Genomic DNA, 20,043 nt, shown 5'->3' with positions numbered 1-20,043 from the left:
ATAGACGGCTCAGAGCGCGTCCCCGGGCCGGGATGCCGCCTCGGGCCGCCGAAGGCCTCTCAGAGCCCGGGAGTCGGCCCATCGTTCGTTTCGGGGCCAGGAGCAAGGCGGTCGGTGGCGGCCCGGTAGTCGGGCACTACGAGCCGTCGGTTGATGTAGTGCCGCTCCGTGACCACCTTGGAAGTGTGGCCCAGCTGGTTCATGGCGGCCTCGGCGTCGTAGACCTCGTCGATCTCGGTTGCCACCGTTCGGCGGAACGAGTGGGGTGAGACATCCTGGAGCGCGGCGAGGTCTGCGTAGTCGGCGAGATGGCGGATATGCCACAGCCGGCCCTGGACGTTGGTTGGGAAGTGCCAGGTGCCGTTCCGGGTGATGAACACTGCGTCGAGGTCGTTGGGTGTCTGGGCAACCTTGCGTCGGCGTAGCAGCGCCGCAGCCCAGTCCGGGAGCGCGATGGGGCGGATCGCGGCGTGGGTCTTGCCGTAGTCGACCCGCTTGCCTTTCGAGGTGATCTGGCCGTTCACCATCAACCACGGGAACCACCCGTCGTCGTCCCGCCGTTCGGGCGGCGTCAGCTCGATGTCGGACCATCGAAGGGCGAGCAGTTCGCCGATTCGCATGCCGGTGGCGATGAGCATCTCCACGATGTCGGGCAGATCGACGCTCTTCGGACCGTTCCGCTTCTCGGCGTTGGCCCACTCGCGGATGGCGGCGCGCACGGCGTCCAGGTCCTTCACGGGAACAGGCTTCTTCTTGTTTCGTGGCACAGGGACCGAAGGGACCGCCGTGGCCGGGTTGCCGTTGATGGCCTCGTGGAAGATCGCCATGTTGAACGCGCGCACGAGGACGCTGCGAATGCGTTTGCGCAGGTCGGGAGAGACGCCGGCGCTGTCTAGCGCGGCCTGGATGATCACCGGTCGCACGTGCCGGAGCTGGTAAGCGCCGAGCGGATGCTCCGTCTTGTCGGGGTCGAGGATCCAGCGGACGTGCGAACGGTAGTAGCCCAGAGTCTCCGCGCGTGGTCCTCCGTCCGCCTGCTCCACCTTCTTGAACCAGAGGTCGAGGAGGTCTTGAACGGTGTCGTCGGGCGCGAGCGCGCCGTCACCGAAGGTGCCGGTGTGCTCGACGAAGAACGCCTTGAGGTTGGCCCTCGCCTTGGTCTTGGTCTCACCGTTCTTGCGGTATTGCCGCACGACACCGTCGACGTCGCAGTAGCGGGCGCGCGCCTGCCACGACCCGCTCTTCAACCGGAAGCAGCTGATTTCGCCGTAGGTGCCGACCATCAGCCGTTGTCTGGCCATTTCCTCTCTCCTTCGTCCGCAGGCGAGCTATCCGGGGTCGGTCGGACCGAGAGCTGCACCTCGCACGCGACTGGCCCGGCGGCGGGTACGGACAACCTCGCGAGAAGGGTCTTCGTCGCTGTCCGGGTCCTCCGCGAAGGACTCCTCATGGGCACTCAGCCATCGGTCAAGCTCCGAGAGGCGGTACTTGAGGCGGCCACCGGCCTTGACAGCGCGCGGGCCGTAGCCAGGACGGCGAACCCGCCAGGTCAACAGCGTCGCCTTGGGAACGCCGAGGTAGCCGCACGCCTCCTCAGTGTTCAGGAACGGGTCTCGCACCATCGAGACGACGCTGTCTGACATGCTCATGTCGGTGGACATTTGCTCTCCTCCGGTCGGCATAACTGCTTAGGTGGTCGGGCGCCGCCGATGGTGCGGGGGTTAGATGTTCGGGACATCGAGGGCCCCTCCTCTGGTCGGTCGGTGGATCAGTGCGGAGTGCAGGTCGACTCGCGTCGGTCCGGGGGTGGCCGTGGGCGGTTCGTCCTTGGGGCGCAGCCGCTCTCGGACGGTCTTCACGACTTCGAGATCGGTCGCCGACGTGACCGGTACGAAGCGTTCGCGGACCGGGCGGACCAGTTGCCCGCCCCCGCCCACAAGGCGCGGGAGCGTCACGCGCTTGAAGAAGGCACCCTGCTGGACACCGTCTTCGATGACGTCGGCGATGCGGTTGTCGAGTCGGCTGAAGAGCAACTGGAATCCGGAGAGCACGCGTGGCTCGACGATCGTGTCGTGGGGGAGCGCTTTCAGCCGGGCAACGGCATTCGCGCCTTCGGCCACGGCCAGTCCGCCCTTTCCGAGAAGTCCGCCGATCTCACGCAACTCCTTCTGCACGACGGAGTAGGTCTCGGCGCGTTCAGTCCATCGCTCGGCGAGGCGTTCGTCGATGCGGGCGGCGTACGGCGCGAGGTGCGCGGAGACGAGGCGTTGGGAGTCCACGATCAGGCGAAGGTTGGTCGCGTTGGGCACGGACTTCATCCGGATCACGAGGTTGTGCTGCGCCTGCAGTACGCCGAGGATCCCTGGACGCACCGGGCCGGTGATGACCTTCGTCTTCGGGCGCCAGCCGAGATGATCGACGGCGTAGTCAGGTTGGCCGAGGGTCACGTCCAGCGCTGCGGCCAGCGAAGCCCAGCCGAGGCGGGCACTCTGGGCGAGCGGCTCCCACCCGGGTGTGTTCTTGTATCGCTGGTCCAGGACGACCAATGCTTGAGTCAGCGCGGCGACGTCGCCGACCAGAGCCTGGGCTTGGGGTGCGGTCATCTGCGCGGACACCTGCTCGCTGGTGTCGTGTTCGGCGAGGGCCGCTGCGCGGGCGGCGAGGCGCCATCGGTCCACCATCGGGTTGGCGTTGGACGTGGCCAGTGCATCCGTCGACGCGGGGCGCGCGCTCGACTGCTGTCTTGCGATGTCGATCGCCCGCGCCAGGTCGCTGGCTGCGGTCAGGTGGGAGCCGCGTGAGCCGACTGCCCGGAACGGATTCGGCTGTGCCGGCGGCATGTTGGAGAAGGCCAATGGGCTTGCGGCGCGCATGGCCTGGCCGAGCCAGACGATGACACTTTGGCGGTAGGTCCGGATCAGACCACCGAGTTCCTCGCGCTCCTCGGCTGTCGTGCCTACCAGCCGTTGCTGGATGCGGTGCTGCCGGAGAAGTGCCGCGAATTCTGTGCGCATCGCCGCGCCGGTCTCCCCGTACATTAGGTGCCGTCCAAGGCGTATGCGTCATCGAGCATCGCGATGATGAGTTCGACTGTGAGCGGGTCGACGCCGTACTGCTCCAGTTCCTCGAGCGCTGACGTCGCGACGGCGAGCAGAATGGCTCGGTCCTCGGCCAGCTCTTCGGTGTCGGCCGATGGGCATTCGTCCCCGTGGACGCGATCGAGTTCGATGAGAACGTGCTCATATGCCGACGAGGCGTCGATCGTCGAGGCCCGATCGGAGAGTGCAGCGAGGTAGGAACGCGCTTGCGCCAACGTCTGTGCGTGGGGGAGAAGCACGATCAACTCCTTTCCTGGGTGGAATGCCACCGTCGCCAGTTCGTCGAGTCGGGTCGCTGGAGGTCGCCAAACCTGTGGAATGAAGGTGCCCGGCAGTGCCCCTGAGGCGGATCCGGCTCAGGCGAGCACGGACCGCCTGGCCACGGCTTCGGCGGCTTTCCGCCTCAGCACATCGGCGCGGACGACCTCCTCGAAGTCGCGCCGGCGGTCGGCGATGGAGATCTCGCCGCCGAGTTCCACGCCCTTCTCGCCAGGCCAGAGGGTCTGGCGGGTCGGGCGATCGCGGTCAAGGCGCGTACCGCAGATCGCGACCCAGTCCCGCAGCCGATTGCGTGCGTCCGCGAAGTCACGCATCCATGCGATCGGCGCCGACGGACTCGCGGTCTCGTGGTAGCAGCTGAGCCAGTGGGTGTGCAGGGCGGAGAGCTCCCAGACGAGCTCGTCGTGGCGATGCCAGTAGGGCGGAACGATGGACGGTGGCAGCCCGAAGGTGACCTTCAGCCAGGTCACCCAGGCGTCCAGGTCATGCCACTCGCGGTCGGCGTCCTCGGAGCCGAGGAGATTCCAGTTGATCGACTCCGGCGGACGCTCGAGAAGGTCGGTGACGCCGAGGTAGTCGGCGTCGGCCTCGTCGTACATGCCCATGACCGACGGCCGCTCAGATGGCGATGGGCGGCGGCTCGGGCACTGGCGTCAGCGAGCGCTCCGGGGCGGCGTGGCGGCCGCGCGGCACGAGGTAGTCGGTCTTGTTGACGTTGTGGCCGATCTTCCTGGCGACGAACTCCTCCTTGACCACGCTCGCACCGTCTCGGCTCTCAACCTCGTATTCGTGGATGTAGCCGCTGGCCACGAAGGAGTCGCCCTTGCGGAACCGTGCGTAGGTCTCGCGGGCCGTGCTCTCGAAGGAGACCATGTCGTGGAACGTCGGATCGAGCTTGGTGAAGCTCCCGTCGACCTCCTTGCGCCACTGCTCGACGCCGACACGCAGCCGGCAGCACTCGGCGCCCTGCTTGGTGAAGTGGAGCTCCGGCGCTGACGCGACGAAGCCGACGAGGCTCATCTGGGTGGGGATGGACATCCTTACTCCTGATGTTGGTCGGTGCTCTGGCTGAGCGCCGTGGTCAGGATGTAGGTGCGACGGCGGAACCGAGATCTCCCGCAGCCCGTCACAAGCGGCTACTAGACGATTCACGTAGGGCCGGCGTCTGGCCAGACTCGGTCTAGGTGATCGGCGGGCAGCTCTCTTTGCGGCTGCCCACCGGCGGTTCTGGTGTGGCTCGCTATCGGTCTGCAGCCCGCCGGTCATCGTGACGAGGCGTGGCTCAAGAAGGGACTGCCCTGCTCGTAGTAGCACTGCCCACCTCGCCGTCCATCACCGGAACGAGCACAGGCGGGAGCAGCACATGGGTCAGGAAGCCGAACACGTGGTCATCGGGGTAGATCCCCACAAGCTGTCGGCCACGATCGAGGTCGTCGATCATCAGGAGAAGCTGCTGGGCACAGGTCGGTTCACCACCGACAAGGCCGGGTACGCCGCGATGCTCAAGTACGCGAAGACCTGGCCCGAGCGGACATGGGCGGTCGAGGGCAGCAACGGGACCGGCCGACCACTCGCGCAGCGACTCCTTGAAGACGGTGAACAGGTCCTCGATGTGCCAGCCAAGCTCGCAGCCCGTGTTCGGCTCTTCGACACCGGCCACAATCGCAAGACCGACGCCCGGGACGCCCACTCGGTCGCGGTCGTGGCGGTCCGCACGAAGACCCTGCGGGTGTTGCAGTTGGATGGCGAGCTCGAAGCGCTACGGATGCTGTGCGATCGCCGCGAAGCGCTCACCAGGCGCCGGGTCCAGACCGTCGACCGGCTACAGGCGCTGCTGGCTGAACTCCTGCCTGGACAGGCCAAACGCGACATCACCACCGGCCAGGCCAAGGCGATGCTCGCGTCTGTCCGCCCGCGTGACATCGCCGGCAAGACCCGCCGGCGGATCGCCGCCGAGGAGCTCGCCGAGCTGGTCGCGGTCGAGGTGAAGATCAAGAAGGCCACGGCTGAGTTGAAGCAGGTCGTGCTCGCTCGCGGCTCACGACTCATGGACATTCACGGCGTCGGGCCCGTGGTCGCAGCCCGGATCTTGGCCGACGTCGGAGACATCTCCCGGTTCGCCGACCGCAACCGGTTCGCGTCCTGGACAGGAACGGCACCACTCGACGCCTCGTCGGGTGAGCAGAACCGACACCGCCTTTCCCGGGCCGGGAACCGACGGGTCAACCACATGATCCACATCGCCGCGATCAGCCAGATCCGACTCGACACCGACGGCCGGGTCTACTACCGGCGCAAGCGAGCCGAGGGCAAGAAGTCGCTCGAGGCCATCCGGTGCCTCAAGCGCCGAATCTCTGATGCGATCTACCGCCAACTCCGCGAGGACGCCGCAGCGGCGGCGGCAGGGAGCGCTGGCACGGGCCCGGGAGGACACTGCGGGGCGTCTCAAGAATCCAGCGCGGTCGACCTGCCCCCGCACATCGACACTTCGGATCAGTCACTTCCCGGACCCGCAGAAGAGACGTTACGCCCGACCGGTTGACAACAGAAGGGAGCCGGTTTGACGCACCAGCCGTGGCCCACACGTTGCGGACACCATCCCGAAGAACGAACCTGGATTCCTTCGTGTCATGCAGCAGAGTTCCCACCCCGCGGCACCGAGGGACTATAGGACTGCGCCCGTCATGGTCTGCCTCGGCGTTGGGCGATTGCCGCGCACGACTACCGTGATGACGTGCCGGGTCTCCCCGCCAGCCAGCACCTCGTCGACCCATACCGAGTTCGTCAGCGACGGCACACCGTCAGAGTGGTCGGTCAAGTCGAGCACCAGCACAAGAGAGACGCGCGGACCACCAGCGGAGTAGGCCGCGGCTTGGCCACCGTATGCCGCGTGTAGCGCTGCTCGAGAGGCATCTGACAACTCCCGCTTCACCTCTATCACGAACCTGTGCGATCGCGTGACCGAGACATCGGCACGGCCAGCAGCGACATCGCGCTCCTCCAGGCGTGTGTAGGGCCGCATAGGCGAGTTCCCGAGCCACTTGTACACGTCCTTCTGCAGGAAGCCCTCGCCGAACGGCGGGTCGCCCTTCTCCGGTGGGAACAGGTAGGCGATGTCCTTCCTCCAGCTCTCGCGGCCCGCATTGACACGGTCGGCGGCGAACCGAAGGACCGCAGTCACGACCTCGATGAGCTCCTCCCGAACTGTCCCAATGAAGTCCTCGCAGTTCGCGAGACTATCCGCGACCGTACCAAGCAGGCTGTCTACGACAGGGTCCGCAGAACGAGCAAGCGCACGCGCCCGCTCTTCAGCTTCGTGGTTGAAGAACGCGACGACCTCGGGCAGGTCGTCGACCGCGCGCGCAAGGACGTCGGCGCCCTCATAGTCCGCGTCGACGCCGAGCGCGGCGGCCAACGCGGGCGCGGAGCTCCACACTTTTCCCACCGCATCACCACCCGCAGCACCACCAGCGTCAACCGCCTCGAGGAGTCCCTGCGCATCCTCGACCTGGCCCTCAGGCAGATCCCCCGCAGCGAGAGCCGCTCGCAGATGCTCGAGCAGACCCTTCTGCGCGATGAACGCCGCACGCACGGGCGGCTCCAGAACCACCCGAAGGCCGTCCGACGAGATGACAGAGACCGACCGGGCCGCCTGGTACGCAGCGAGAACCTGCGACAGGGTCTCCGCAGGCTCGCGCCACGCCGGCTTCCCCAACTCGGGAACCGCCGAGCGCAATGTGTTCGCCAACGCGAACCACTCCGCCTCCGCCAGCCGCCGCGGAGAAGCCCAGCCGCCCATCGCAGTTCTGGTCGAGAACGCCGCTCGGCGACCCAACGCCTCCGATAGGGCCGTCACAGCCTCCACCGGATCAGCCTGGACACCAGTCGGAGCTGCACTGAATGCGACTACCACGTCCAGCGCGGCGCGATAGATGGTTGCGTCGTCACGCGCTTCCTCCGCAGCCTCCACCTCAGCGAATCGAGCACGAGCGTCCCCCAGGCCCTGCATCACAGACTCGACCGAGTTGGCTTCCAACGCTGACCGGAGCGTCTGCTGTCCAAGTTCGAACAACGCATCCGCCTGAGCGTCGGGATGCTCCAGCAGCGTCATGAGCACCCCCCCAAGCGTGTCCTCGCGCCACTGGTCCATCGCCAGTCCGACAAGGCGTGGAAGGCGCTCCAATAGGTCCGCGGAGTCGCCCAGGGTCACCGATGCCATGAACGCCATTGCGCGGAACTTCCCAGTCGCCTCGGTCAGGCCGAGGCGTGTCAACACCTCTAGATACGCGTATGCCTGCAGGCCCTGGGTAGTGCGGGTCGCTTCCGCACGTTCAGCCAACGCACCAGCCAACGGCTTCCCATGCGCTGCAAGGAAGTTCGGCGAGGACAGCGCGACGTCCGCTGTGTCCATGAACATGACGTTCTGCAGCCCGGGAAGAGCCTCGGCGAGCGCGGCGAACAGCTCTCCAGCGTGGGTATCACCAGCGCGGGCGGCAGCTTCGGCCAACGAAGCGAACTCCGGTGCCAGAACCGTGAGGGCCGCCGAGACCTCTGACGCATCGTCCAGATCGGCCTTGTCGACGCGGGCGAAGAGAGCATCACCGAACGCGGTCAACTCGGCTGCGTCCGAGGTGTTAGGTACCGCAAGCACGCCAAGGGCTTCCATCAACGACATGACCTAACCTCCTCGCCCACTCGCTACCCAAACTCATACCTACCGCGTTCGCACGACACCTCTCGCCAGCCACCTCGGGCCCCGGAGGCGATCGTGCGGCAAGCCACCGACATGGTCGCTCACCACAGCGGACCGCCCTCCAAGTTGGAGTAGATGCTGTCTGTAGGTAGGTGGTCCACAACGGCCGCGGGTTCCGCGGACGCGATGACGACCTGCAGGCCCGGCAGCTCGTCCTTCAAAGAGTCCAGCTCTTCGAGCAACGTCGCCTCGTCGTGCACGGTCAACTCATCCGAGCCGGGCGAGTCCAGCAAGATCAGCCCGGGGTGAGAACCGACGCCCGAGCGAGCACCAACACGTAGCAGGGCGATGATGACCGCGACCCGGAGACGTAGCCGCTCGCCGCCCGACACCTTCCTGAACGGAACCTCTGCACCAGCGGTCGTTACCTGCATCCCGCCGTTGCGCTGCAGGTCAACCTTCTCCAAGTTCGTGATGTTGAACTTCCGCCCCAGCGCCAGAATCTCGGCGTTCAGGTCGACGAACATCTCCTTCGCCGCGTCGCCCGTGACCGCGGTCAAGACCTGGTTTGCCGCCTCGATGACGAGAAGTGACTCCGACGGCGGCAGCTCCTCACCCCGCTCCGGCATACTCTCCAGTCGACCCTTGAGTCGGGCCTCCTCGAGCCGCAGCGCCAGCCTATTCGTGAACTCGTCTGCACGGCTCGCGCTCGCAAGTTCTCGAGCCAGGCGCTCCACCGTTCGACGCATCTCGGTGACATCGTCCGCGGCGGCCTCCGCTGAAATCGACGCGGCTTCCTCGGCCTCCTTCACGGCCTCTAACGCGTCACCGGCGTCCTCGGGCTCGCCCTCATCACCGGTGTCCGCACCGGTCGGCGGGAACGGCTTGGTGCATACCGAACACTCGTGGTCGCTCTCCTCGCGAACCGCCCGGGCCTTCTCGAATTTCTGCTCACACCGCGGACAGTGCTTCGGGTTCAACCCTTGGAACAACAGTTCGGCAAGCTCGGTCTCCCGGTCGCCGTTGGCCCGAAGCTCCTCAGCCTGACGGGCGGCCTTCGCCTCATCGAACGTAGCGCTAGCTGAACGGCTCACCGCAGCAAGTTCGTCCAGCCGGAGCTCGGCCTCACGGAGTTCCGCAGCGACGACCTCGTAGGTCCGGTCACCTTCGGAAGGCAACGCAGCGAACTTCGTCTCAAAGTCAGCGAGCTCCGCAACCAATGCCTCCCGCTCACCAGCCCGCGCGGCCGCGTCTTCGGTAAGACGGCGGTTCTGATTCGTCTCGTCTTGTCGAACGACCTTTCCCAACGTGGCGAGGCGTATCTGAGTGCTCATCAGGGGCACGTTGCAGAACAGCTGAAGAATTCGTGCCGGCAACGCAGCGAACACAACATCGCCAAAGAGAATTTCGGAACCGGCTCGCGGCAAGTAGATGCCACCGAAATACGCAGGCCATGTGTTGTCCTGTGCAGCACCTTGGTCGCTGTTCGGACGCTTCTGAAAGTTCGTGATGGGTTCCAGGCTCAACAAGGTCAGCATCAACTGGTCCTGCTGCTCTTTGAACTCCGCCTCCGACAGCCCGGTCTTGATGTAACTCACCGAGTCGATAGGTGCTTCGCCTGCCAGGAACGCGGACAGCACGTCAGGGTCCGACGCGCGAAGTATGTCGGCAACGAACCCCGTCTCCGCCTTCGTCAGCACAACCGCCATAGGAACCCCGTTGACCGAGTACTCCAACACGATGCGCTCGAACCACAACCGCACGTCTGCACGCAGGTTGCGCGGACTCCCACGCAGAGCCCACGTGATCAGCTCCAGCACAGATGACTTGCCCCGAAGATTCTCGTTCGTGATCAGCGCAGTGACGCCGTCCGAGAACTCGAACACCGCCTTGAACGGGCCGTCCCACTGTGTCCGCGACCGCTCGCCCGAGAACGAGAGGCGCCGCACATCCAACCGACGCTGAGCCGGTGGCACCGGCACCAACGACACCGCATTCGCCTTCAACACCGTCCCAACCACGTCAACATCGACGCCAGCCTTCGACGCAATCTTCTCGGTCAGTTCACTCGGGCTTGGAACACTCACGCCGATTCATCCTCCAGCCCCGCACGAATGTCCGCCAGCCGTTTGCGTGCCCGCTCCGCGATGGATGGGATGCGGACCCCGTTTGCCGTCTGCAAGTACTCCTCCTGGATGTACTGCCTGTCCTTCAACTCCGTCGCACCCTGACCACTTGCCAGCTGCACAACCAGTGCAGACCGGAACGAATACCAAGACAGGTCCTCGTAATCCGCCCGGATGCGGGACACCACGTCGCGGCCCGCTTGGAGCAAGAAATAGTTCGTCTGAACCACGTGGCCCGGCCGGCCCTTCTTGCGTCGCACCACCAGATCCGCCTGACTGAGTACCGCCAACGCGTCCTCAAGGTCCTCGTAAGCCCCGAACAAGTACCGAAGCATCGGGTAGCGCCGCAGCTCTGGCTCTTCGCTGTCGAGGATCTCGCCAGCCATCTGCAGCAACGCCGGGTCCTGGTCCCCGTTCACGTAGTCGTTCAACAACTCGTTCGCCAGGTAGTCGGGATTCCGAACCCAGAAGTCAAGCTTCTGCAGCCGCACCTGAGTGCGAACGACCCCGACCGCGGTATGCAACCTCGGGTCATCAGTGATGTGCTCAGCCGACACCGAATCAGCCGCCTCGTTGATCAGCATCAGCAGGCGCACTGCGTCCTGCATCCGCGTGGTGGGGCCAGCCATCCGCTTCCTCCGAGATCAACGACACTCGCCAGCCCACGCTCAGGGACCTCCGAGTAGGTACCCATGTAATCAGAGCCAGCCGCCCATCCGGGGCTATTTGGACCGGACCGGTTCTACGCGTTCGCCATGAGTCGCATCATTGTGGGCGCATCGAACGCAGCGTTAGACCTCGACGACGTAGGCGGTCAGGAATTGGACTGCATGGCGGTTGCGGTTACCACGGGCCTGGTCGTAGTGCTCGGCTCTACGCTGTGGTCATGACTGCGAACCGGCCTGCGAGAAACCAAGTGAGGGGCGCTCACATGGTGTCCAGTGGGTACATCAGCGCGTGGGCTGATGACAAGAACGTCATCGCTGTGCTCGACCTGGAGAAGGGGATCGGGTATCACAAGTCCTACAAGAAGGCGACGGTCGTCAACTACGTCTATGAGCCAGCCTTGCTCAGCTACGACCTCGAAGGCAGGTACGCGCGCATTGAGAGCGCAGGCATCCCTGCAATCCGCAAGATGCGAGAAGGACTCGAGTTGACCGTCGGCGAGAGGACTCGCCTAGTCGAGTTCCTTGAGATGCACCGATACCGAGGGCGGTACTCCGATCGAGCGGAGGTGAGGGTTCCCGCGGTGGCGGTGATGACCGACGGTTCGGCCAACGATGTGGAGCTCAGGCTTGGCGACATGATGCTGCTCACCCAGAACCAGGAGCCCGGTCCGAGACTCACCGACCTGGGCTTGGATCAGTTGGATTGGACGGTGTGGGAGGTCGACGACATCCCTACTGGCGACGGTGCGGTCATGCTCTGGGGGTCCAGCTCTGAGACCGGTGCCAACAGCGTCTCGGTCGTCACCTTCCCGTTGTCGCCGACACAGCTGCTCCTAATTGGAGACGAGCTGCCGAACGGTGTGCCCTTCAGGACGCGGCTCGCGATGAATTGCCAACGGTGGATCGTCGGGAAGACGGGCAGCCTGAACCTCGAGCAGGCAGCGGTCATCGCCGCTAGGCGCGCCACGTAGCGCGAGCCGAGAGCCGAGAGCCGAGAGCCGAGAGCCGAGAGTGGATCACATAACCACGAAGTGCCCAGTCCTAGGCCGTTCTCGGACCAAGAGGTGTCGCCAAAACAACGCCGTCTCAGTTGACAGGGTCATTCTGGAGTGAAGTTGGCCCGACTATCGATTGGTCCAGGTACGAAGACTCGTGACGATGGGCGGGGCGCTACGCAGCAGGACGAGCCCTGTGCCGAAGGGCAGGGTTCGGATGCGTTCCGGAGGCATCACGGCCACGCGTCGCGTGGAGCGCTGGAGGGAACGGGCGCCGTAGTCGCCGATGCTGACTGTGTCGCTCCGTTCGTCACGTTCGCCGATCAGGACGGACAGTTCCTGGAGGTCCTTCGAGGCTGAGGCGCCGCCGAGGATGACCTTGACGATCGAGGCGTCCCAGATGGTGGTGGCGGCATGGTCGCCCCACTTGTTGCGGGCCTGGGCGAGTGACTGCAAGACGGGCATCGTGGTGATGCCAGTCCCGCCGCCCTCGGCCATCAGAACCGGAAGGGATGGAAGCGGCGCTAGGTTCCCGATCTCGTCGAGCGCCATGAGCACGGGAGGGTCCAGACGGGCTCTTGGCGATGCCGCGGCGAGGTGGCGGGCGACCTCTGTGAGGTCTTCCATGAACGCGGCGACGAGTGGCCACGAGGCTCCAGCGCCGGCACCGGTGGCGAGCAGGTAGAGCGTGCCGTTCTGCGTAAGGAAGTCGCGTGGGTCGAACTCCTCGCCGGGCTCGGGGCTTACGGCGTCCAGTACGGCGGGGTCGGCGAGGCAGGAGAGGGCTTGGGCGACGGCCATCCAGATGGAGTCGCGAGTCCGTGGGTCGGACCTGATCATGCCTTCGAGCGAGTCCGACCAGCCGCCGGCGGCGTAAGGGTGGCTGGCGAGGATGGCGACGGCGTCGGTTGCTGCTGAGGCGGAGAGCGACCACTCGAAGAGGGCTCGAGTCGGGAGGCGCTCCAGCGCGGCGGCATGGAGGAGCGCTTGGAGCGCGGAGCGGGCCTTGCCCTCCCAGAATCCGCCGGACTCCGTGCCGCCGGAGGAGAGTCCGGTCGAAGACGCGAGGCCTGATGCCCGGATCATCGCGGTCAACGGCTGCTCACAGCCGCGGATCGGCGACCAGCGGACACCGCTGCCGCTGGCCGCACGCAATCCCGTGGTCAGGTGCTGTGGGTCGAACACTGCGACCGGCCCACGTTCGTTCCGGGTGTCGATGGTGGCGGCGATGTTGTCGGGCCGCGTGGAGGTGGTGACGACTGCGCCGGGGGCGTCGAGGATGGCGTTGATGACGAGGTGCAGTCCCTTGCCGGATCGCGGCGGACCGATAACGAGGATGGAGTCCTCGACCGATGCCCAGATCTCCCGGCCACAGCAGCGTCCGATCAGGTAGCCGACGTCGCTCGCCCTTGGCTGCTGGATCGAGGGACGGAGGGTGGCGGCGCGTCGTACGAGGGCCTTCTTCGACGCCGTCGCGTCGATGTCCCGTGCGGTTGCGGTGCCCTGGATCCGGTGAGGATCTCGAGCTGTCCGGTGCCGGAGGCGGGCGACCAGTCGCCACAAGGTCCAGGCGAGGGCCGCGAGGACGCCGATGAACAGCGCCACCACGGTCCAATACGCGATCGCTGACAACCCAGGGGCTTCGAACGCTCGCGCCGGCCGCCCTGGGTCGGTGAGGACACGCAGGCCGCTCGCGATCCCGCTGCCGGGCGTGGCCGCACCGGTCGTGACCGCGGCCACCGTTGCAGCGGCGCGCAGCACAAGCGCCAGAGCGAAGGCCGTCAGGAGCCCGATGAGTGCCAGGTTCACGAGCTCGTCGTTCGCACTGCGTGCGGCTGGGTTCATGCCGGGGCCTCGAACGGGGTGACTGTCCGTGAGCTCATCCCGAGGAGCACGAGCCCGCCGCGGGTTGCGGCGAGCAGCGCGGGCGGGAGGTTGAGTGAAGCGTTGCCTGCGGCGTCGGCGTTCTGGCGTACGACGACGTAGGCCAGCGCGACCTCCTCGCCCGGTTGGAACCCGGCGCCTGCGAGCGACGGAGTTGAGGTGGTGGGTGACGGCTCCGCCGCCGCTGGTGCCGGGGATTCTGGGGGAGTTGCGATGTCGGAGTACGTCGATCCGTCGGCCTCGCGTACCTCGACTCGCACCGGGGCGCCGAGGTCTGAGGTGATCTCGTCGATGACGGCTCGAAGGTCGCCGCGAGTTCTGCTCTGTCCAGAGTCGCGGGGGACACCGTCGACGTCGACCGCCATCACGCCGTCGGCGTCGATCGCGACGTGGACGACGCTCAGGACGACGGGGATCTTCATAGCCCGAGCACCGAACCGTCGCGCCGTACGTCGGTGACGACAGGAGCCGTCCCGGTCCGGTTGCTGAGGGCTTCTCGGTCGAGCCCAGGCGGGTTGCCGTCGCCGACCTGCTGGGTGTCGACCTGGTCGAGGATGCCGAGGGCAGTGGCGCGGACGCGTTCGGCGGTTGACTGGATGACCTCGACCGGGTTCTTGCCCGGCACGCTCGCCGCCCAGGTCGACACGTAAGGGACCGTGTAGGAGGAGGTGTCGAGTCCGTGCGCGGCGCCGACCATGAGCGCGACCGATTCGGCTTCCACCTCGGCGATCCCGCGGTGCAAGGTCGCGTCAGCAGCTACCTCGGTCGACAGGGCGTTCTCAGGGGGAGCGTGCAGCAGGACGTGACCGAGTTCGTGGGCGAGCGTCTTCACCTGGGCTGCCTCGTCCATATCCATGCGGACGGAGACCTCGCGGGAGAGGAAGTCGGTCAGGCCGTTGGCGCCGCCGATCGCCGCGGCGGAGGAGACGAGACGGAGTTCGAAGCCGGCCGCGGTGATCTGGTCGGCGAGGCCGTCCCACAGTCCATCCGGTGCCTGTCCCTGGAGCAGCGTCGGGCGGGGGAGTTCTGGCACGGGGTCGCCGGTGGTCTGGGAGATGTCCCAGACGTAGGTCGGCTTGACGCCGATCATGCGGGTGCGGGCGAACTCGCCTGACATCGGCTTCTCGCTTCGGGCCAGACGCCTCCAGGAGTTCGGGTCGTCCGGCGTGAACGAGGCGAACCGGCCGGTGACCGGGGCGAGGATGCCGTACCCGTGCTGGCCCTTCGCGACGCTGCGTCCGAGCGAGAGCCACTGGTGGAAGCCGGCGACGTACGTCGGGGTGGGTTCGGGCACCCTGCCCTCGTTGTACGCCGCGAAGTGCTGTGCCGCGATCAGCATCGAGTTTCCGAAGCTGCGTCCGCGGAACTGGGCCGCGAAGGTCAGCGCGCGCTTCCAGTCCTCACCGGTCACGAGCGCGGCGACAGATTCGGACAGCTGTTCCTGGAGGGCTTCGAGCTTGGCCTCGCGTGCCGCTCGACCTCGAACTTGAGTGGTCATGACGCCGTGCCTTCTGTCATGCGTCCGGTGGTGTCGAAGAGCTCGAGCTCGGCGGGGTGCATCTGGTGCTGGACGACGAAGGAGCGGCTCTTGATCCGCCACAGTCCCTGGCCGGTGCCGAGGGTGGGGATCAGTGACTGCTCGGTGCCGGTGAGGCCGAGCGCGGCCGAGGTCGCGCCGAGTTGGTCGGCTTCCTGGCGGTAGACGATCCGGGTCTCGGCGTTCGCGAGCAGCGACGAGGCGAGGGCGCGCATGGCGGAGCCGGAGTCGCCGACGTTGTCGAGGTCGGTGAGCTTGTGGAAGATCAGCATGTTCGCGATGCCGTAGTGCCGCGCGAGCCGCCAGTGGGCGTCCATCCGTCGCAGGAGTGCGGGGTGGGACATGAGCCGCCAGGCCTCGTCGTACACGACCCAGCGCTGGCCCCCGTTGGGGTCGAGGAGCGCGGATTCCATCCACGCCGACGCGCACGTCATCAGGACCGAGATGAGGGTGGCGTTCTCGGTGACGCGGGACAGGTCGAGGGAGATCATCGGCAGGCTCGGGTCGAAGGTGACCGTGGAGGGTCCGTCGAAGAGCCCGGCGAGGTCGCCCGCGACGAGGCGACGCAGTGCGTGGCCGACGAGACGTCCGTCCTCGGTGAGCCGGCTGTCGGGATCGTCGGCGGGGTCGGGGGCGAGGAGTCGGTCGACGACCATGGGGAGGACGGGTACGTCGGCACCTTGGACGGTGCGGTCAATGGCGATGTCGACGGCGGTGTGCTCGAGTGGGGTGAGGCGGCGTTCGAGCACGGTCTCGGCCAGAGCTCCGACGAGGTCACGGCGACGGGATGCGATCTGGCTCGCCCACTGCGCATCGTCGTAGCCGGAGGGGCGGTGTCCCTCGTCCAGCGGGTTGAGCCGGTTGGGCATGCCGTGGCCCAGGGCGATGGCGCGTCCGCCGACCGCTTCGGCGACGGCGGTGTGCTCACCCTTGGGGTCACCGGGGACGTAGACGCGGCGGCCGAACGGGATCGAGCGGGTGTAGAGGCTCTTGGCGAGGCATGACTTGCCGGAGCCGACGATGCCGGCGAGCACTAGGTTCGGTGCGGTGATGAGGCCGCGGGCGTAGAGGATCCACGGGTCGTAGACGAACGAGCTTCCGGAGTAGAGGTCCTGGCCGACGAAGACGCCTTCGCTGCCGAGGCCGCCTTCGGCGAGGAACGGGTACGCGCCGGCGAGGGTGGCCGAGGTGTCCTGATGCCGCGGGAGCCGGAACCGGCCGGGTGTGCGGAGCGCTGCAGGGCCAGACTCTCCAGCCCGGGGAAGGGTGACGGTCGAGCGCTTCTCGGCGGTGAGCGCGTCGGCCTTTCGCTTGGCCTCGGTACGACGCGCCTCGCGGTCCTCCGACATCCGGGCTCGGGCGGCCGCCTTGCGCAGCTTTCGGTCCCCCCGACGCTCGCGCCCCGGAGAGACGAGTACCGCCGAATGAAGTCGGCCGTCCTGCCACCCGGTCACAAGGACAACCCGCGATCCTGCAGCGGCTGGTGGACCGGAGCGAGGGACGGATAGTCCGCGATGTCGTAGGCGATGGTCGCCTCGACCTCGTGTGCCCGGTCGACACATTCGGCGACCTGATGGATCATCTCGGCCGCGCGATGCAGCTCCCAGGAGACCTTGTACGACGCAGCGCGTCCTGCATTCGGGTCGCCGTTCATCCACGCCTGCTTGCGTGACGGCCCGTCGTGGAGGTCACCCAGTTGATGGAGCGACTGGCTCAGCGATGCGAGGGCTGAGCTGATGGAGCCAAGCACGGAGTAGATCGAGGTGGGGTCCTCGATGGAGCGTGTGGCATGGGCGAGGCCGCGGACTGCTTCGCGGAGTTCGTCGGCGTCGGCGACGGGGTCGTTGAAGCTCGACATGGTGGGTCTCCCCTCATCGATGGGTTCTCATCGATGAGGTGCGCGGGACGGTCCGCCCGGCATCTGTCGGATCGTCGCGATATCAATGGACATGCGCATCACACTGGACGGCGAGTCCTTCGAACTGACACCGGAGTTGGTCCGGGCGAGGGTCGCTGGCCGCGTGCCCGAGGATGTTCGCGAGTATTGGGTTGAGATCGACGGCGTTCGCTGGCCCGTCAAGCAGGTCATCTCTTTAGCGACCGGTGTGTCCGATCGACAGCGCTTCCAGTCGCAGTCTTCGCGTCGGTGGCTGCAGAATCTCGGTTTCACGATCGGTGGAGGCACAGGGGCTTCGGCTGCTCGCACGCCTCGAGGCGGAACAGAAGCGGCGACGCGGTCCACCGCCCAAGCCGCTCTTGCGCTTGGTCGATCGGTTGACGTCGTCCTCGTCGGGTGCGTGAAGAGCAAGCTGAGCCATGGAGCGGCCGCCAGGGACCTCTACGTATCGGACTACTTCGTGAAGATGCGGACCTACGCCGAAGCCAGCGGTCGTCCCTGGTTCATCCTCTCGGCTGAGCACGGCCTGGTCCGCCCCGATGACTGGCTTGAACCGTACGAGCGATACCTCCCAGACACCTCTCGCGAGTACCGGCGATTGTGGGGAGACAAGGTGGCCGAGCAATTGGAGCATGCGTTGGGCTCGCTGTCGGGCGTGCTCATCGACGTCCACGCCGGAGCTGCCTACGTCGAGGCGGTAGAGCAAGCGCTCCGAACGCGTGGCGCCCAGGTGCTCGACCAGCTCAAGGGCCTGTCATTCGGCCGGCGCTTGTCCTGGTACCTCAAGAACGATGCCGTCGGCGGATCGAGCGGGACCACGGTGATCTCGCAGCTCCAAGACGGGGAGACAGCAACGCCGCTCGCCGACATCATCGCGGGCGGCGGTACCGACCTTCGCGTGCCCGGGATGTACAGCTGGTGGATCGACGATGCTGGAGCCGACGACCTCACTCGCGGGCTCGGGCACCGCATCCAACCTGGCCTCATCTATGCCGGCCTCGCTGGCGCGACTCGAAGCGGCGGCGCGGCGTCCTCAAACACACTCTGGGGCCGCATCGCCACCATGCACCTGGGCAAAAGGCATGAGTTCTCCACCCTGCGACGCAGTCTCGGGTCGATCCTCGCTGAGTCCCACGGCCAGCCGACGATCGACGAGAAGCAGCTGACCCGGTGGATGCATGCGCATCTTCGAGTGATCCCGATTCCTATTGCTGATGTCGACACCCTCGATCGCTTGGAATCCGAGATCCTCACCGAGCTGGACCCGCCGCTCAATCTGGCCAAGGTTCCGAAGACCCCGCTTCGCCAACAGCTCTCTGTGTTGCGGAAGAAGTACGGCAGTACTTGATCCGGCACGACCGACTCGACATATCCCTCGGACTGGCACAGGCAACCGAAGAGTGTCTCTGAGCCTCAGATCGCTCGGCTGAGCGGAAGCGCAGCAGCCGCGAACGCCTGGGCCTGCTGCCCCCATAAGCGACGTGTTTCGCACGAGGCCTGAATCGCGGCCTGCTCGATCGCGGCGATAGCCCGCTCCAGCTCGCCAGGATCGCTCGCGCTGACGGCGACGAACCCCGTCGCTCGCAGAACGCCGTGGCCGGCAGTGAGGTCGGCTTCTTGTTGGAGGACGTCCTGGTACTCGGCGGTCTGCTGGGCATCCTCGATCTGCCCGATCTTCTGCCGCTGGGCGGCATCCGAGATGTACTCGGTCTTCTTCTTGCGGATGTCGCGGGCCGCGCGGTCGGTGCGCATCGGCGTGTAGAGCAGCGTGAACGTCCGGCGCACGCCGGAGGAAAGCAGCAGGGGTGCGAGGAAGCCGGGGTAGACGAGGGATCGGGGCCACTCGCTGATCCAGAGCACGCAGTGGTGCGCGGAGTCGCTGCGCAAGGAGCCCCACGATTCGGTGACTGCGACGGGTCCCGCGGTGGCGAGGTCTCGGCCGATGTCGCCTTGGCGCTCGAGTGCGCCCGCGACGGCGGGGTCGTACGCCGACCGCAGGATCAGCGCAAGGTCGCCGGGTGTGAGCCATTCGCCGGGGGAGAGGTCTGCGGATCGGAGGGCGGCGAGCGTGGTCGTCATCTCTTGCCGGAGTACGGCGGCGGCACCTCGCTTGCCTCCGCCGGCGGCCCGTATCGCTCGTCCGGCCACCTTCATGTCGAGCGAGATGGACACGGTCGAGGCATGGCGCTCGCCGGCCGGGCCGGCGCGGTCGACGAGCTCGCCGTACGTCGTCGACGCCCAGGTGCCTGAGCGGTTGCCGTGCTGCTCCCACCAGTCCGCCAGGCCCTTGCCGGAGTCGGGCAGGGTCCGCTCCATCACCTGGACGGAGGCGATTCGCCCGGAGCGGCATGCAGTCGCGAGGACGCGGCCCCAAGAGACAACGCGGCGCTCTTGCTCAGCTGGGTCGAGCAGTACAAACGCGGGGTGGGAGACACCGACGATCGCGGTCAGGATACCTGCGTGTGGGTCGTGGATCATGACGGCGGCGGTCTCGGGGTCGACCCACTGGCGCAGCCGAGCCGCATCACCCGGCAGCGCCAGCGTGCCCGCGGGGCGCGGCTTCGCGATCCGGCGGCGATAGAGGAGCTGGCCGCCGGTGGATCGCCAGAGCCACCGCGCGCCGATCGGCGCCCACTCGATGAGCTTGCGTCCGCCGACGCCGACGAAGGCCAGCGCGACGAAGAGCAAGATGATCGGGAAGGTCATCACTATGGCGCCGACGTACAAGCCGATGATCAAGGTGCCCGACGCGAGGCCGGCCATCAGGAGCTGAGGCCCGGAGAGGCCGAGCAGTACGCCGCGCTTGGTCAGGCGCGAGAACTTGATCGGGGTCAGTTCCTGTTCGCCGGTCGTCGTGGCCACAGCC

General features: G+C 66.6%; 18 protein-coding genes. 3 read left to right on the top strand and 15 right to left on the bottom strand.

Translation table 11 applies throughout. The annotated features are described in order from the left end of the window. Positions 1-59: 59 nt before the first annotated feature. The 6 genes from CF8_RS11420 to CF8_RS11395 all read right to left on the bottom strand — a co-directional run bounded on the left by CF8_RS11420 (position 60) and on the right by CF8_RS11395 (position 4,415). On the bottom strand, positions 60-1,301 hold the full coding sequence (locus CF8_RS11420) for a tyrosine-type recombinase/integrase (protein ID WP_010833277.1): 1,242 nt from the start codon (positions 1,299-1,301) through the stop codon (positions 60-62). Between the two features lie 27 nt (positions 1,302-1,328). Continuing rightward, a complete protein-coding gene (locus CF8_RS20950) occupies positions 1,329-1,661 on the bottom strand; it encodes a helix-turn-helix transcriptional regulator (protein WP_010833276.1) in 333 nt (110 codons plus the stop codon). A gap of 60 nt (positions 1,662-1,721) precedes the next feature. After that, complete coding sequence (locus CF8_RS11410) at positions 1,722-3,038, bottom strand: hypothetical protein (protein ID WP_010833275.1); 1,317 nt, start codon at positions 3,036-3,038, stop codon at positions 1,722-1,724. After that, on the bottom strand, positions 3,038-3,337 hold the full coding sequence (locus CF8_RS11405) for a hypothetical protein (RefSeq protein ID WP_036490803.1): 300 nt from the start codon (positions 3,335-3,337) through the stop codon (positions 3,038-3,040). Before CF8_RS11405 ends, CF8_RS11410 begins: the two co-directional genes overlap by 1 nt. A gap of 117 nt (positions 3,338-3,454) precedes the next feature. After that, positions 3,455-3,976: a hypothetical protein gene (locus tag CF8_RS11400; RefSeq protein WP_232211497.1), complete on the bottom strand. Its 522-nt coding sequence runs from the start codon at positions 3,974-3,976 to the stop codon at positions 3,455-3,457. A 19-nt stretch (positions 3,977-3,995) separates the two neighbouring features. After that, a complete protein-coding gene (locus CF8_RS11395; protein WP_010833272.1) occupies positions 3,996-4,415 on the bottom strand; it encodes a single-stranded DNA-binding protein in 420 nt (139 codons plus the stop codon). Between the two features lie 325 nt (positions 4,416-4,740). On the opposite strand from CF8_RS11395, the gene CF8_RS11390 reads away from it, so the two are divergent. Next, complete coding sequence (locus CF8_RS11390) at positions 4,741-5,919, top strand: IS110 family transposase (RefSeq protein ID WP_010833271.1); 1,179 nt, start codon at positions 4,741-4,743, stop codon at positions 5,917-5,919. A 123-nt stretch (positions 5,920-6,042) separates the two neighbouring features. Here the strand turns inward: CF8_RS11390 and CF8_RS11385 are convergent, their stop codons facing one another. The 3 genes from CF8_RS11385 to CF8_RS11375 all read right to left on the bottom strand — a co-directional run bounded on the left by CF8_RS11385 (position 6,043) and on the right by CF8_RS11375 (position 10,825). Beyond that, positions 6,043-8,052, bottom strand: coding sequence for a hypothetical protein (locus CF8_RS11385; RefSeq protein WP_010833270.1), 2,010 nt, complete (start codon positions 8,050-8,052; stop codon positions 6,043-6,045). A gap of 119 nt (positions 8,053-8,171) precedes the next feature. Then, positions 8,172-10,157, bottom strand: a complete 1,986-nt coding sequence (locus tag CF8_RS11380; RefSeq protein ID WP_010833269.1) for an ATP-binding protein — start codon at positions 10,155-10,157, stop codon at positions 8,172-8,174. Next, entirely contained in the window at positions 10,154-10,825 is a 672-nt protein-coding gene (locus CF8_RS11375) for a hypothetical protein (RefSeq protein WP_036490799.1), read from the bottom strand. Before CF8_RS11375 ends, CF8_RS11380 begins: the two co-directional genes overlap by 4 nt. A 257-nt stretch (positions 10,826-11,082) precedes the next feature. On the opposite strand from CF8_RS11375, the gene CF8_RS11370 reads away from it, so the two are divergent. Continuing rightward, entirely contained in the window at positions 11,083-11,835 is a 753-nt protein-coding gene (locus CF8_RS11370; protein ID WP_156887210.1) for a DUF4238 domain-containing protein, read from the top strand. 153 nt (positions 11,836-11,988) lie between these two features. Here CF8_RS11370 and CF8_RS11365 read toward each other — a convergent pair whose 3' ends face one another. From CF8_RS11365 to CF8_RS11340, 5 genes are all read right to left on the bottom strand, one after another. Continuing rightward, positions 11,989-13,668, bottom strand: a complete 1,680-nt coding sequence (locus tag CF8_RS11365) for a type IV secretory system conjugative DNA transfer family protein (RefSeq protein WP_232211496.1) — start codon at positions 13,666-13,668, stop codon at positions 11,989-11,991. A 32-nt stretch (positions 13,669-13,700) separates the two neighbouring features. Next, positions 13,701-14,165 (bottom strand): hypothetical protein, encoded by a 465-nt coding sequence (locus CF8_RS20945; protein ID WP_010833265.1) that lies wholly within the window; start codon positions 14,163-14,165, stop codon positions 13,701-13,703. Next, positions 14,162-15,241, bottom strand: coding sequence for an ArdC-like ssDNA-binding domain-containing protein (locus CF8_RS22540; RefSeq protein ID WP_010833264.1), 1,080 nt, complete (start codon positions 15,239-15,241; stop codon positions 14,162-14,164). The genes CF8_RS20945 and CF8_RS22540 overlap by 4 nt, the downstream gene beginning before the upstream one ends. After that, positions 15,238-16,629: an ATP-binding protein gene (locus tag CF8_RS11345; protein WP_010833263.1), complete on the bottom strand. Its 1,392-nt coding sequence runs from the start codon at positions 16,627-16,629 to the stop codon at positions 15,238-15,240. Before CF8_RS11345 ends, CF8_RS22540 begins: the two co-directional genes overlap by 4 nt. Before the next feature lie 101 nt (positions 16,630-16,730). Continuing rightward, positions 16,731-17,138 (bottom strand): hypothetical protein, encoded by a 408-nt coding sequence (locus tag CF8_RS11340; protein WP_010833262.1) that lies wholly within the window; start codon positions 17,136-17,138, stop codon positions 16,731-16,733. 91 nt (positions 17,139-17,229) lie between these two features. Here CF8_RS11340 and CF8_RS11335 point away from each other — a divergent pair, with 91 nt between their 5' ends. Next, the gene (locus CF8_RS11335; RefSeq protein ID WP_198016827.1) at positions 17,230-18,525 is read left to right on the top strand and encodes a DUF6884 domain-containing protein; all 1,296 of its coding nucleotides are present in this window, start codon (positions 17,230-17,232) and stop codon (positions 18,523-18,525) included. A gap of 65 nt (positions 18,526-18,590) precedes the next feature. On the opposite strand, the gene CF8_RS11330 is transcribed toward CF8_RS11335, so the two are convergent. Beyond that, on the bottom strand, positions 18,591-20,039 hold the full coding sequence (locus CF8_RS11330; RefSeq protein WP_010833260.1) for an SCO6880 family protein: 1,449 nt from the start codon (positions 20,037-20,039) through the stop codon (positions 18,591-18,593). Positions 20,040-20,043 lie beyond the last annotated feature (4 nt).

Origin of the sequence: Nocardioides sp. CF8, from assembly GCF_000389985.1 — a bacterium.
Taxonomy (GTDB): Bacteria; Actinomycetota; Actinomycetes; order Propionibacteriales; family Nocardioidaceae; genus Nocardioides; species Nocardioides allogilvus.
Note: the sequence above shows the minus strand (reverse complement) of the source record. Positions and strands in the feature narration are given on the sequence as shown.

What these genes read in the sequence shown, in the direction of transcription:
- CF8_RS11420 (WP_010833277.1), bottom strand. Translation starts at nt 1,301, where the DNA reads ATGGCCAGACAACGGCTGATGGTCGGCACCTACGGCGAAATCAGCTGC.
- CF8_RS20950 (WP_010833276.1), bottom strand. Translation starts at nt 1,661, where the DNA reads ATGTCCACCGACATGAGCATGTCAGACAGCGTCGTCTCGATGGTGCGA.
- CF8_RS11410 (WP_010833275.1), bottom strand. Translation starts at nt 3,038, where the DNA reads ATGTACGGGGAGACCGGCGCGGCGATGCGCACAGAATTCGCGGCACTT.
- CF8_RS11400 (WP_232211497.1), bottom strand. Translation starts at nt 3,976, where the DNA reads ATGTACGACGAGGCCGACGCCGACTACCTCGGCGTCACCGACCTTCTC.
- CF8_RS11395 (WP_010833272.1), bottom strand. Translation starts at nt 4,415, where the DNA reads ATGTCCATCCCCACCCAGATGAGCCTCGTCGGCTTCGTCGCGTCAGCG.
- CF8_RS11390 (WP_010833271.1), top strand. Translation starts at nt 4,741, where the DNA reads ATGGGTCAGGAAGCCGAACACGTGGTCATCGGGGTAGATCCCCACAAG.
- CF8_RS11385 (WP_010833270.1), bottom strand. Translation starts at nt 8,052, where the DNA reads ATGTCGTTGATGGAAGCCCTTGGCGTGCTTGCGGTACCTAACACCTCG.
- CF8_RS11375 (WP_036490799.1), bottom strand. Translation starts at nt 10,825, where the DNA reads ATGGCTGGCCCCACCACGCGGATGCAGGACGCAGTGCGCCTGCTGATG.
- CF8_RS11370 (WP_156887210.1), top strand. Translation starts at nt 11,083, where the DNA reads ATGACTGCGAACCGGCCTGCGAGAAACCAAGTGAGGGGCGCTCACATG.
- CF8_RS20945 (WP_010833265.1), bottom strand. Translation starts at nt 14,165, where the DNA reads ATGAAGATCCCCGTCGTCCTGAGCGTCGTCCACGTCGCGATCGACGCC.
- CF8_RS22540 (WP_010833264.1), bottom strand. Translation starts at nt 15,241, where the DNA reads ATGACCACTCAAGTTCGAGGTCGAGCGGCACGCGAGGCCAAGCTCGAA.
- CF8_RS11345 (WP_010833263.1), bottom strand. Translation starts at nt 16,629, where the DNA reads ATGTCGGAGGACCGCGAGGCGCGTCGTACCGAGGCCAAGCGAAAGGCC.
- CF8_RS11340 (WP_010833262.1), bottom strand. Translation starts at nt 17,138, where the DNA reads ATGTCGAGCTTCAACGACCCCGTCGCCGACGCCGACGAACTCCGCGAA.
- CF8_RS11335 (WP_198016827.1), top strand. Translation starts at nt 17,230, where the DNA reads ATGCGCATCACACTGGACGGCGAGTCCTTCGAACTGACACCGGAGTTG.